Raw genomic sequence first — 12289 nt, forward strand, 5'->3', positions numbered from 1 at the left:
GCTCCTTAATTTAAAACTTGATAATGTTGGTGAATCTGATCTAAAACCTGAATAAATGTTGTCATTTCCGCTGGAGTGTTTTGTTCATCGAGACTGACTCGCACGGCACTTGTGGCCACTTGATCGGGAACATGCATCGCCTTTAGGGTAACGGATTCATCCCCCGTGCGCGAAGAACAAGCACTAGTTGTGGATAAATAAATTTCTTGTTTTTCAAAAGCGTGCACGGTCGTCTCACCGCGAGCTCCTTTTAAAGCAAAACAAACAATATGGGGGGCAAAATCTGTAGTTAAACCTGAAAATATCTGCACATTGTCTAAAGTTTTTAAATGAGTTATCAACTGCTCCCGTAATTGGTTTTGAAGTTGTGCATGTCGGGACTCATCGGTTAAGGCCAAACGCAAAGCTCTTGCCATAGCAGCAATTGCCGGTGTGTTTTCCGTACCACTACGCCAGTTATGTTCTTGGCCGCCGCCGGCAATTAAGGGTGCGATTTTCCGTCCGGACTTCGCATAAATAAAACCAATTCCTCGCGGCCCATGAAATTTATGTGCCGAAAAAGTCATAAAATCAATTCGCGGATCATAAATTTGTGACCACAGATTTTTACCTAGCGCTTGAACTGCATCTACATGAAAATGAATTTTTGGATAATAATCTAGAATCCGAGCTATAGCATGAATCGGCTGGATCGTTCCCACTTCGTTATTTACTGCCATAACTGAAACTAAAATAGTATCATTCCGCACGGCAGCTTGCAAGTCGGCAGGATTAATTCGTCCCTGCTTATCTACTGGTAAATAAGTGACTTTAAAGCCTAATTTTTCTAATTGGTGTAGCGAATTAGTGACCGCAGCATGTTCGACGCTGGTAGTAATAATATGCCGCCCAAATTCCTGTTTCTCCATCGCTGTGCCTTTAATAACCCAGTTATCACCTTCAGAGCCGCCACTGGTAAAATAAATTTCCTTTGAGTCAAAATGTAACAATGACGCAATCTGTCGCCGAGCCGAAGCAAGCATTTGTTGAGCTTCATCACCTAAATGGTGTAGGCTCGATGGATTGCCCCAGTATTTTTCACTTACCTGCTGATAAGTAGCTAGAACTGATGGGGCTATTTTAGTTGTCGCACTATTGTCAAAATAAATCATACTTCGGCTCCTTTTAGCTTAAATTAACCAAACAAAAAAGCCATCAGGCTTTTAAAATGTTTTTACAATTATTTAGAATTGTTTTGTTCAGCTTGTGCTAAGTTTTGCAGACGTTGAACACAACCCGGTTCCACTTGTTCTAAAGCTGCACCCAAAGTTTTGACCGCTTGGTGGTAATCAAAAGCTTGATCACATAATCCTTGTGCCGTTTGAATTGCTTGCGCAACTTGCGGGTAATCCGCTTTATAGCGATTGGCATACTGCAATAAGTGACTGATTAAGCTAACATCTGCTAGTAAACTATTCGTTTTTTGGACAAAATTATCAAAATCTTCCTGGGTCACAAAACATTGTTTAGTTAATTCTTCCACATCAATGGGCGGATTTTGTAACATCTGCAGTGTTTGATTGATTTCTTCCGTTACCATCTGACAGGTTTGATTATAGCTTGCCGGCAGCCCTTTTAGATGCTGCATTTTCACCTGCTTTTGAATACCATATAATTCTTGGGTACAACTTTGCAAATTTTTTTGAGCCTGTTGAAAATCAGTGGTTATTTTTTGCAATTTAACCGCCAATGCTTGTTGTTGTTGTTCAATTTGGGACAATTGTTGCGTAAATAATTGAAAAGCCTGCAAAACCTGAGAATAAACTGCGTTCGAACTACGGATATTATCAATCTGTTGATGATATTCCCGCTCAATTTGTAAAATATGTTCTTGATAGGCTTGAACGTCGCGGCGATTTTGAATATCAATCAGAAAATCTTGATTTAATCGATCTAATTCTTGAAGTAAACTAGCATTTTGTTTTAAGGCATGGTGAATAAAATCCACTAAAGGCCGTTGTTGTTTTTTGACTTTACGCTTTGAACGCCATTCGACCGCAATACGATTATACAAAACTTCAAACCGTTTTTTAACCTTTTGTTCTAATTTATCAAATTCAGTAATTTCTAATTGGTTTAAGGCTGTTTGTAATTGCTCAATTGCACTTTGAATTTGATCTAATTCAGGTAAAATTTGCGGATCGGCAATGTTAATCCCTTCATCTTTAAGTCGCTGACTAGCTTGCTTTAATTCCGTTAATTCCGCTTTAAACTCTACTTGCAACCGCTGTTGACGAGTAATAACTTGTTCCAATAAGCTTTGAAAGCCATCCAATTGGGTTTTTAACTGCGAGAATTGTTCCGTTGCCTCTAAGACATCTCCTGTCTGGGATAACTGTTTGATACTAGTAAGCGTCTGCTCTTTGTCGTGCAGACGCTCTTGTAAGTTTTTTTGTGCTGCTGCTGAGAGATCCGATTGTGTTGTTAATTTATTTTGTAAATCTTGATACTGGGCTTGAATCTTTGCTGATTGCTCCTGAGCGGTTTGCAACTGTTGAATTAATTGCGTTAAATGTTTATCTATCTGAGCATAATTAGTTTGGAGCGTCTGAATTTCCGTCGTTAATTGAACCAACGTACGATGTGCCGACCAAACACGAAAATTGGAATTACTATCAGCTGCTTGAAGTAAAGCGTTTTGAGCTGTTGGTAACTGTTGAGTAACGATGTTTGTATATTGGTCCTGTTCTGCTTGAAAACTATCTAAAGTACTACCTGCTAATTTACTATTTTTAACTTGATCGAATAATGCACTTAAAGAATCATTACTTAATTGATCTAATTGTCGACTGAGGTCTGCGATATCTTGATTATTTCGATAAAAATAATAAATAAGACCAATTAATGCAACGATCAAACTGATTGCGATGATGATTATTAAAAAAATCATGGGCAGCACTCCAAATTTATAACATAAACTTCTAATTTTTAGTATACCAAAATTTAATTCTAAGATAAATTAGTTCGACCGACTTTATATATTGACTTTTACGTCAAAAACCCGTATGGTAGAGAGCGTGTAAAATAATTGCAGCACTGAGTGACAAGCTCGTCAACAAGCAATAGCTATTTAGTTCAATTGTGTAACCTGCGGCTGCAAAAGGTGAAGATTGCAATATTGCTTGCACGAATGTTGAACTCACAAGTTAATTATTTTACTCCAACAAATATATTGGAGGATTTTTATGTCTCGTTATACAGGACCATCTTGGAAAAGATCTCGTCGATTAGGGATTTCCTTATCTGGTACAGGTAAAGAATTAGCACGTCGTCCTTATGCTCCCGGACAACACGGACCGAACAATCGAAGCAAATTATCAGAATACGGAACACAACTAAGAGAGAAACAAAAACTACGGTTGATGTACGGTTTAAATGAACGTCAATTCCGAAATGCCTTCGTGAAGGCCGGTAAAATTCGGCATGGTAAGCATGGTGAAAATTTCATGGCATTATTAGAATCCCGTTTAGATAGTGTCGTTTATAGATTAGGTTGGGCCGTTACCCGCGCCCAGGCACGGCAATTAGTAAATCATGGTCATATTACCGTTGATGGCAAACGTGTTGATATTCCTTCTTATGAAGTGACACCTGGACAGACCATTTCCTTACGTGAACGTTCCAAGGATTTGCAAGAAGTCAAAGAAGCTCTTGAAGCTAATGTGGTTCGACCGCCATTTGTTGATTTTGATGAGAATAATATGACGGGCAAATTGATTCGTTTGCCACAACGCGATGAATTAGAACCAGAAATCGATGAAGCTTTAGTAGTTGAATTTTACAATCAGATTCTTTAATTACTGTTTTCCAGCAACCTTCGGGTTGCTTTTCTTTTATCATAATTATTTTCAGAAAGGATGGAACCATGCCTGAACCGCTCGCTTATCGCATGCGACCGCAAAATCTCTCCGAAGTGGTTGGTCAAACGCATTTAATTGGACCGGGAAAAATTATCAGCCGCATGGTCCAAGCCAAATTACTATCTTCCATGATTCTTTACGGACCACCAGGTACCGGTAAAACCAGTATTGCCAGTGCCATTGCGGGAAGTACTAAATTCGCTTTTCGCGAATTAAATGCTGCTACTGATGCCAAAAAAGATCTGCAAATTGTTGCCACAGAAGCCAAAATGAGTGGAACTGTGGTGTTACTTTTAGATGAAATTCATCGCTTAGACAAAACTAAACAAGATTTTTTGCTGCCTTTACTGGAAAAGGGGCAAATTATTTTAATTGGTGCCACCACTGAAAATCCTTATTTAACTATTAATCCAGCTATTCGGAGCCGGACACAAATCTTTGAAGTTTTACCTTTAAGCCCAGAAGATATTCAAACGGCTTTAGAGCGGGCACTGCAAGATTCAAAACGCGGGCTGGGACAATACAAAGTTCAAATTTCTTCACAAGCGCTGAAATTATTGGCTACAGCTACGGGCGGTGACTTACGAAGCGCTTTAAATGGTCTGGAATTAGCAGTCAAATCAACTTCCCCAGGACCTGATCAACAAATCCATATCTCCCTAGCGACTGTCGAAGATTCCATCCAAAAAAAATCTATTCTTGCCGATAAAAATGGCGATCACCATTATGACGTTATTTCAGCGTTTCAAAAGTCCATTCGTGGTAGCGATACTGATGCTGCAATTTATTATTTAGCTTACTTACTTGCAGCCGGGGATTTAAATTCCATTATTCGTCGTTTGATTGTTTGTGCCTATGAAGATGTAGGACTAGCCAATCCGGCAGCTTGTCAACGAGCAGTTTTGGCTTGTCAAGCTGCTCAACAAATTGGCTTACCGGAAGCACGAATTCCATTAGCTGATACCGTAATTGACCTATGCCTAAGCCCCAAATCTAATTCCGGTCTACAAGCTATCGATCAAGCGCTTCAAGACATACAAACCGGAAAAACTGGGACTATTCCCAACACCTTAAAAGATGCTCATTATCAGGGAGCTCGAGCACTGAACCATGGTATTGACTATTTATATCCGCATGATTACCCTAATGATTGGGTTCGCCAACAATATTTACCAAAAGGTTTGGAACACCAACAATATTATCGGCCCAAGTCTAATGGAAAATATGAGCAACGATTGCAAAAAACCTATTATAATTTAAAAAAATTACAAGGATTAACCCATGATTAAATTTCTAATACTTTTATTCATCATTGTCTTATTAATCTTAGCAATATTTATGTTGCGCCATTATAAACAGCCCTTTATCCTTTTAAATCCCAAAAATTTAATTGCAATGCAGTTGTTAATCAAAATTACAGCTTGGCTTTTTTTAATAACCAGCATTGCCGGCCTAATCATTCTGTTAGTCTTGCCTTTAGAGTGGAATTTATTAACGTTAGTAGTTGGAAGCGCCATCGCCGGTGGTTTTGCAGTACTGGCCGCTCATTTAAACTAAATTAGAGGAAATTAATGCTTTTTTTGTTTTAAAGATATAAACTAAAAGTAACCTATATCGGAGGTGTAACCATGTTACAACAGTATAATAATATTTTAGTTGCGGTTGATGGTTCCTTTGAAGCCGAAACTGCTTTCCATAAGGCTATTGAAGTTGCTAAAAGAAATCAAGCCCAACTGCACATTATTCATGTTATTGATACACGTGCCTTTCAAGATGTTTCTAGTTTCGATTCATCAATGGTCGAACAAGTTACTGAAACCTCGAAAAAAGCTTTAACTGAGTATGAAAATACTGCTAAAGAAAATGGAATTGAACAAGTAATTACAAGTATTGAATACGGAGCCCCTAAAACTACGATCGCCCGGGAGTACCCTACACAACATCAAATCGATTTAATTATGATTGGTGCCACCGGTTTAAATGCAGTAGAACGTCTTTTAATTGGATCAGTTACTGAATTTGTTACTCGGAATGCACCTTGTGATGTCTTGGTGGTTCGGACTGATTTAGAAGGAAAAAGCGTGAAGAATCATCCAAAACGTAAATAACAATCTTTTAATTAGTAATAATAAATAAAAAGCCCACACTTTTTTAGTTTGTGGGCTTTTATTCAAATTCATTACTGCTAAACATATAACTTTTATAATGATAACGCATCGACATAATAATCCCTACTCCTAACATATTCGCAATTAAAGCCGAACCACCTTGCGAAATAAACGGTAAAGGAATTCCAGTCATGGGTAGTAAACCAATACTCATACCGATATTTTCAAACACATGAAACAGTATCATCATGATGATGCCTGTTGAAACATAAGCATAAAATTCGTTTTTGGTATCAAAGGTAACTTTGACCATTTGAGAAATTAATAAAAAGTACATAAAAACTAAGAAGCAGGCTCCAACAAAGCCAAAATTTTCGGCAATAACGGAAAAAATCATATCCGATTCACGCACTGGTACATAGACATTGGAATGATTAAAGCCCTTGCCAAATAAGCCGCCTGAACCAATAGCTTTTAAGGTTTGCCATAATTGATAACTATTATTGGAAGTGTCGCGTGCAGGATCCAACCATGAATCAATTCGTTCGAATTGATAAGCGTGAAAGCCAATCTTACTCAAGATGTCGCGGCCATCATTAGAAACCACTAGATAAACCGCGGCCCCACCGATTAAACTAAATAAAAGGACCAAACTGACTAAAATGCGCCAATCAATTCCTGAAACTAAGATCACTCCGCCTAAAATGGCCAAAAAAACCAACATAGTGCCAAAATCCTTTTGGAGCAGCATTAAAATAATAATTGGTAGTGACCACGCTAGCATTTTAAAAATTAACTTGCGATCACTTCTTAAGGTGTGTTGCGGAAATTGATGATTATGTTCCGTTACTACTCGCCCCAGCATTAAGACAAACGCTGGTTTAGCTAATTCAGAAGGCTGAAAAGTAATTGGTCCTAAGGCAAACCAGCTATGAGCTCCCGTTTTCGCAGCATATGCTCGACTATAAAAAAATAGTACTGCTACCAATAAAACAATACTCAAAGCATAAGCATATGGTGCTAAAGTCCATAATTGCTGGGCATCAATATGCATCACTGCAAACACTGCGATGGCGCCAATTGCATACCAAACAAACTGCGAGATGACCATTTTCCAAGGTGATGGGGTTCCCGAATCATGGTTAGCAGCCACATAAATCGAAATTAAACCAATAATCGCCAGCACCATAACTGAAAAAATAATCCCGTAATCAATCCGGGCATCTTCGTCTACTCGCTGCTGACGTTTAAATAACTCCATCAATCAGCCCCCTAATGTAGGTGTAAATTATATTGCATTAAAGCACTATTTAGAGCTTGCTCTAAACTATTAACCGTTACTTTAGCAGCATTGTGATCACTTACCGCGTGAACTTCAAAATGTTGATCATCTCGCTGTTCAATGCGAGCCACCGTCTGACTATGATGGTGCTTATAAATAACAACTTGCCAACTGGTGGGAGAAACTTCGTTAAGTGCCACATCAAATTTTCGTTCTTTTGTCTTCATAAAAACCTCTTTATTTCGGTGGATGAAACTTACGCGCGATAATTTCATCTTCGTATTGTTCTGGATGGGGATTGCGCAATAGAGTAAATTGATCAGGAACAAAATCAACTCCTCCACGCACAAAGGGATTACATCTTATGATTCGGGCAATCCCCATAATAAGACCTAAAAACACCCCATGTTTTTTGACAGCCATTATCATATAATTGGAACAAGTTGGATAATAACGACAAGATGGCGGCGTTAAAGGTGATAAATACTTTTGGTACCACTTGACTAAATGCAATACAATTTGCTGTAGCATGATTAATTTATAAAATTAAAAATATGGGCCCAAGTACTTGGCAAAAAAGGCGTCAAAATATTACCGCCACCAATGAGTCCACCCAACATCATCCCGACAATAAATAATACTAAAAAAGCTATCAAACTCCAACCAATTGTCCGCATGAGTTTGTTGCCATATGATTTATTCATTTTATAACCTTTGATTAATGTTGTTTATGCTGTTCAATATTGTCTAGCAAAATTCCTGTTCCCAAGGCAACTGTATCCAAAGGATCATCGGCAATCAATACCGGTACTTGCAATTCCCGGGCAAATAGTTTATCGATACCTTTAACCAAAGAACCACCACCTGTGAGCATAATTCCGTGATCAATAATATCAGCGGATAGTTCCGGAGAAGCTTTTTCTAAAACACTTTTAACTCCATCAATAATGGAAAACATAATTTCTTCTAAAGCTTTTTGCGTGTCTTCTTCACTAATGGTGACACTAACCGGCAATCCATTCTGTAAATCTCGACCACGAATTTCCATTTGATGATCTGGATTAGCTTCAAAAACCGTTCCAATTTCCATTTTAACATTTTCGGCTGTATGTTCACCAATAATGATATTACAATGTTTTTTTACATAAGCTTGAATGGCAGTGTTCATCTTATCTCCTGCTAAGCGCAAGGAACGGCTCGCAGCAATATCACCCATGGATAATATAGCAATGTCACTAGTACCCCCACCAATATCAATTACCATATTACCTTGGGGTTTAAAAATATCCATACCAGCACCGACTGCCGCCACTTTTGGTTCTAATTCCAGGTAAACATCTTTACTGCCAGTCTGTTCGGCAGCTTCAATAATTGACTTTTGCTCAATTGACGTAATGTTCGTTGGACAACAAATCATAATGGTCGGTCTACTAAAGAGTGTTTTAACTTTAATTTTATCAATAAAATACTTCAACATTTTTTCAGTAATATCAAAATCAGCAATAACCCCGTCTTTTAATGGCCGAATTGCTTGAATATTTCCGGGCGTACGACCTACCATTTTATAAGCTTCCAAACCGACAGCTACTACTTTTTTATTTTCGGTATTAATTGCTACCACAGAAGGTTCGTTGATAACAATGCCCTCACCCTTCACATTAATTAAAATATTCGCAGTCCCCAAATCAATACCAATTGATTTTGCCATTATCCGACCTCCAAAATCTCTGTTGCTAAACACTTATCATATTGAATGTTAATATTTTTAGTTTACCATACGAACTAAATTCCCGTCATGGGGATTCAAAAATGTTTATAAGAAAATTCAAAATAATAAATTCAAATTTTGGAATGCTTGGAGCAAACTCATAAACGCTTGGTTAATTAAATATCCTAAAGCTACCGCTACTAAAGCAATCAATAATTTTCCAAAATTATTACTATGTGGATGCAAAATTTTATCCCAATCCACACTTTGAATTGCAACAAAGGCAATCCAAATAAAAATTATTAATCCACAAATGGATAGTAAACTTTGAATCCCTAATTGTCTCACAACAGCGCTCTCCTAATCAATCTTTTATTAGTTTAGTGTATCAAACTTAATGATGCAAATAAAATTACCATATAAAAAGTCCTCAATTACGAGGACCTTTAACGATCATTATAAACATGAATTCGATTAACCGCCCGAGCCAAAGCTACTTCTGCGCGCCGACGATAATCGGGATCATTTTTGGCGACGGCTTGTTTAATATGGGCCTCCGCACGTTGTTTCGCATAACGCGCTCGCCGTAAATCGATATTAGCAGCTAATTCCGCACTATTAGCGACAATATTAGCAACGTTATCTTTGAATTCAATATAACCACCATTGACGGCAATAGCATCTTCTCGATTAACATCATCCGCTCTTAATGTACGCACTTCGGCAATCTTTAAAGTTGCAATGATGGGGAAGTGATTGGGTAAAATACCTAAATCGCCATCAGTTGCCCGTGCAATAATTCGTTTAACATCCTGAGAATATACTTGACCGTCTGGTGTAACAATATTTAAAGATATTACATGATTAGCATCCATTCAAACAACCTCCAGTTAATTGGCCGCAACTTGTTTTTGGTCATCATCTTGTGAGGTAGCTTGTGGTTGGTAGCCCATCTTTTTGGCTTTTTCTAAAACTTCATCAATGGTTCCGACACTTCGGAAGGCATCTTCAGGAACATCATCATATTTCCCTTCCAAAATTTCTTTGAAACCTTTGACCGTATCTGCAATGGAAACATAGGATCCAGGCTGTCCGGTAAACTGTTCAGCTACATGGAAGTTTTGTGAAAGGAAAAATTGCATCCGCCGCGCGCGGGCAACAATTTCCTTTTCTTCATCTGACAGTTCATCCATTCCTAAAATCGAAATAATATCTTGTAACTCATGATATCTTTGCAAGACATGTTGGACTTCGGTAGCTACTTGATAGTGCTCCGCACCTACAATGGCTGGATCCAACGCACTGGATGTAGAAGCTAAAGGATCAACGGCCGGATAAATTCCCTGTTGCGTTAAACTTCTTTCCAAATTAGTAGTAGCATCCAAATGCGCAAATTCTGTTGCTGGTGCAGGATCGGTATAATCATCGGCGGGCACATAAACAGCTTGAATAGAAGTTATCGAACCTTTTTTCGTAGAAGTAATCCGTTCTTGTAGTTGGCCCATTTCTGTTGCCAGCGTCGGTTGGTAGCCAACTGCTGAAGGCATTCTACCTAATAAAGCCGAAACTTCAGATCCAGCTTGTGTGAACCGAAAAATATTATCAATAAATAGTAAGACATCCTGTCCTTCAACATCTCGAAAGTATTCTGCCATTGTCACACCAGTCAAGGCAACGCGCATCCGCACTCCGGGGGATTCATTCATTTGCCCAAAAACCATGGCCGTCTTGGCTAGAACTCCGGAACCTTTCATTTCATAATATAAATCATTACCCTCTCGGGTTCGTTCACCTACGCCGGTAAAGACTGAAATACCATTATGCTCTTGTGCAATATTGTGAATCAGCTCTTGAATTAATACGGTTTTACCCACACCAGCACCACCAAATAAGCCAACTTTTCCACCACGTAAGTAAGGCTCTAATAAATCAATCACCTTGATACCTGTTTCTAAAACTTCCGAGGTGGTACTTAAATCTTCATATTTAGGTGCATCTTTGTGGATACTATCACGTTGAACATCAGCCGGGATTGGGTCATCATTATCAATTGTTTCCCCTAAGACATTAAACACCCGGCCTAAAGTAACATCACCGACCGGCACGCTAATGGGCTTACCTGTATCTGTTACTTCTGTTCCTCGTTGCAAACCATCCGTACCAGACATGGAAATTGTTCGCATCACCCCGTCGCCTAATTCCAGGGAAACTTCCAAAGTTATTTTGTTTCCTTGACTAGTTTTAACAGTTAGTGCGTTATTAATACCCGGCAAGGAGCCATCGAGTGGAAAGGCAACATCAACCACCGGTCCAATTACTTGCACAACTTTTCCTTGACTCATCTAAACAACTCCTTCCTTACTCAAGTGCTGCCGCACCACCAATGATTTCGGTGATTTCGGTAGTGATCTGGGCCTGCCGCGCCCGGTTAAATTGTAAAGTCAAACTAGAAATTAAATCATCAGCATTATCCGTAGCGGTCCGCATCGCGGTCATGGAAGCAGCATGCTCAGCAGTTTTGGCATCCATAATTGAACCAAAAATAATACTTTCAATATATTGCGGTATTAATTTTTGTAAAACCACCTCAACTGAAGGATCAACAATATATCCACGTTGAGAATCAGTATTTTTTAAATCAGCTTCATTAGCAATATCTTTAGAAATAGGAAATAACTTGTCTATTTTAAAGGTTGAAGTCAAAGAGTTGACATGGTGATTATAACATACGTAAAGTTTATCAAAGGCCCCTGCATCGAATAACTCAACGCAAGTTTTGACTAAACCTTGCACGGTAGCAAAGGAAGGCACATCTTCCACCCCCCGATATTCATACGCAATGTTAAAGCCCCGCTTTTTAAAAAAGTCAGCGCCGGTACCACCTACCGCAATGATCGAAAAAGCTTGGGTATCACCATGATGATTACGCTCAATGAGATCCATCATTGCTTTTAAAATTGTTGAATTATAGCTGCCGACTAAACCACGGTCAGAAGTAATAACAATATAAGCCGTCTTTTGAACTGGACGTTCTTTTAATAATTCTTTTAAAGACATTGGATCGTTAGAAGTGGCTGAAGCACTGTCATATTCACTAAGCATTTTGCTCGCCACCAAATGTGCGACAGTTTCTTTGATTTTATCTTTATAAACTTGATAAGCCTGCGATTTTTTTTCAATCCGTGTCAATTTAGATCCTGAAACCATTTGCATAGCATGAGTAATTTGACCAGTCTTCTTCGTCGAAGCAATGCGGCGTTTAATATCCATTAAGGATTCAGCCATAAGTCAT

Annotated in this window: 15 protein-coding genes; 4 read left to right on the forward strand and 11 right to left on the reverse strand. The window is 38.6% G+C overall.

From position 1 onward, the window contains the following. Positions 1-5: 5 nt before the first annotated feature. Complete coding sequence (locus JG30_RS05045) at positions 6-1151, reverse strand: cysteine desulfurase family protein (RefSeq protein ID WP_046316693.1); 1146 nt, start codon at positions 1149-1151, stop codon at positions 6-8. Between the two features lie 68 nt (positions 1152-1219). Beyond that, a complete protein-coding gene (locus JG30_RS05050; RefSeq protein WP_046316695.1) occupies positions 1220-2929 on the reverse strand; it encodes a septation ring formation regulator EzrA in 1710 nt (569 codons plus the stop codon). Between the two features lie 295 nt (positions 2930-3224). Between JG30_RS05050 and rpsD the strand changes: the two genes are divergently transcribed. The 4 genes from rpsD (at position 3225) to JG30_RS05070 (ending at position 6007) form a co-directional block, all read left to right on the forward strand. Next, complete coding sequence (gene rpsD / locus JG30_RS05055; protein WP_046316697.1) at positions 3225-3836, forward strand: 30S ribosomal protein S4; 612 nt, start codon at positions 3225-3227, stop codon at positions 3834-3836. Positions 3837-3904: 68 nt separating this feature from the next. Further along, the gene (locus tag JG30_RS05060; RefSeq protein WP_046316699.1) at positions 3905-5188 is read left to right on the forward strand and encodes a replication-associated recombination protein A; all 1284 of its coding nucleotides are present in this window, start codon (positions 3905-3907) and stop codon (positions 5186-5188) included. Beyond that, positions 5181-5456 (forward strand): hypothetical protein, encoded by a 276-nt coding sequence (locus JG30_RS05065; RefSeq protein WP_046316701.1) that lies wholly within the window; start codon positions 5181-5183, stop codon positions 5454-5456. The genes JG30_RS05060 and JG30_RS05065 overlap by 8 nt, the downstream gene beginning before the upstream one ends. Before the next feature lie 71 nt (positions 5457-5527). Beyond that, complete coding sequence (locus JG30_RS05070; RefSeq protein ID WP_046316705.1) at positions 5528-6007, forward strand: universal stress protein; 480 nt, start codon at positions 5528-5530, stop codon at positions 6005-6007. A 58-nt stretch (positions 6008-6065) separates the two neighbouring features. On the opposite strand, the gene JG30_RS05075 is transcribed toward JG30_RS05070, so the two are convergent. The 9 genes from JG30_RS05075 to JG30_RS05110 form a co-directional block, all read right to left on the reverse strand. Further along, positions 6066-7268, reverse strand: a complete 1203-nt coding sequence (locus JG30_RS05075) for an FtsW/RodA/SpoVE family cell cycle protein (RefSeq protein WP_046316707.1) — start codon at positions 7266-7268, stop codon at positions 6066-6068. 11 nt (positions 7269-7279) lie between these two features. Then, entirely contained in the window at positions 7280-7516 is a 237-nt protein-coding gene (locus JG30_RS05080) for a DUF2969 family protein (protein WP_046316709.1), read from the reverse strand. A 10-nt stretch (positions 7517-7526) separates the two neighbouring features. Then, positions 7527-7820: a membrane protein insertion efficiency factor YidD gene (yidD, locus tag JG30_RS05085; protein WP_046316710.1), complete on the reverse strand. Its 294-nt coding sequence runs from the start codon at positions 7818-7820 to the stop codon at positions 7527-7529. 2 nt (positions 7821-7822) lie between these two features. Beyond that, positions 7823-7993, reverse strand: a complete 171-nt coding sequence (locus JG30_RS08890) for a DNA-directed RNA polymerase subunit beta (protein WP_084616673.1) — start codon at positions 7991-7993, stop codon at positions 7823-7825. A 14-nt stretch (positions 7994-8007) separates the two neighbouring features. Then, positions 8008-8997, reverse strand: a complete 990-nt coding sequence (gene mreB, locus JG30_RS05090; RefSeq protein WP_046316713.1) for a rod shape-determining protein — start codon at positions 8995-8997, stop codon at positions 8008-8010. 117 nt (positions 8998-9114) lie between these two features. After that, positions 9115-9345 (reverse strand): DUF1146 family protein, encoded by a 231-nt coding sequence (locus tag JG30_RS05095; protein ID WP_046316715.1) that lies wholly within the window; start codon positions 9343-9345, stop codon positions 9115-9117. Positions 9346-9443: 98 nt separating this feature from the next. Further along, on the reverse strand, positions 9444-9872 hold the full coding sequence (locus JG30_RS05100; RefSeq protein ID WP_046316717.1) for a F0F1 ATP synthase subunit epsilon: 429 nt from the start codon (positions 9870-9872) through the stop codon (positions 9444-9446). Between the two features lie 15 nt (positions 9873-9887). Then, positions 9888-11339 (reverse strand): F0F1 ATP synthase subunit beta, encoded by a 1452-nt coding sequence (gene atpD / locus JG30_RS05105; protein ID WP_046316719.1) that lies wholly within the window; start codon positions 11337-11339, stop codon positions 9888-9890. A 16-nt stretch (positions 11340-11355) separates the two neighbouring features. After that, a complete protein-coding gene (locus tag JG30_RS05110) occupies positions 11356-12282 on the reverse strand; it encodes a F0F1 ATP synthase subunit gamma (protein WP_046316721.1) in 927 nt (308 codons plus the stop codon). Between the last annotated feature and the right edge of the window lie 7 nt (positions 12283-12289).

Source organism: Bombilactobacillus mellifer (assembly GCF_000970795.1).
GTDB lineage: Bacteria > Bacillota > Bacilli > Lactobacillales > Lactobacillaceae > Bombilactobacillus > Bombilactobacillus mellifer.

Bases quoted from the DNA above. Each gene is read 5' to 3' on its own strand.
- JG30_RS05045 (WP_046316693.1), bottom strand. From the start codon at position 1,151: ATGATTTATTTTGACAATAGTGCGACAACTAAAATAGCCCCATCAGTT.
- JG30_RS05050 (WP_046316695.1), bottom strand. From the start codon at position 2,929: ATGATTTTTTTAATAATCATCATCGCAATCAGTTTGATCGTTGCATTA.
- rpsD (WP_046316697.1), top strand. From the start codon at position 3,225: ATGTCTCGTTATACAGGACCATCTTGGAAAAGATCTCGTCGATTAGGG.
- JG30_RS05060 (WP_046316699.1), top strand. From the start codon at position 3,905: ATGCCTGAACCGCTCGCTTATCGCATGCGACCGCAAAATCTCTCCGAA.
- JG30_RS05065 (WP_046316701.1), top strand. From the start codon at position 5,181: ATGATTAAATTTCTAATACTTTTATTCATCATTGTCTTATTAATCTTA.
- JG30_RS05070 (WP_046316705.1), top strand. From the start codon at position 5,528: ATGTTACAACAGTATAATAATATTTTAGTTGCGGTTGATGGTTCCTTT.
- JG30_RS05075 (WP_046316707.1), bottom strand. From the start codon at position 7,268: ATGGAGTTATTTAAACGTCAGCAGCGAGTAGACGAAGATGCCCGGATT.
- JG30_RS05080 (WP_046316709.1), bottom strand. From the start codon at position 7,516: ATGAAGACAAAAGAACGAAAATTTGATGTGGCACTTAACGAAGTTTCT.
- yidD (WP_046316710.1), bottom strand. From the start codon at position 7,820: ATGCTACAGCAAATTGTATTGCATTTAGTCAAGTGGTACCAAAAGTAT.
- JG30_RS08890 (WP_084616673.1), bottom strand. From the start codon at position 7,993: ATGAATAAATCATATGGCAACAAACTCATGCGGACAATTGGTTGGAGT.
- mreB (WP_046316713.1), bottom strand. From the start codon at position 8,997: ATGGCAAAATCAATTGGTATTGATTTGGGGACTGCGAATATTTTAATT.
- JG30_RS05100 (WP_046316717.1), bottom strand. From the start codon at position 9,872: ATGGATGCTAATCATGTAATATCTTTAAATATTGTTACACCAGACGGT.
- atpD (WP_046316719.1), bottom strand. From the start codon at position 11,339: ATGAGTCAAGGAAAAGTTGTGCAAGTAATTGGACCGGTGGTTGATGTT.
- JG30_RS05110 (WP_046316721.1), bottom strand. From the start codon at position 12,282: ATGGCTGAATCCTTAATGGATATTAAACGCCGCATTGCTTCGACGAAG.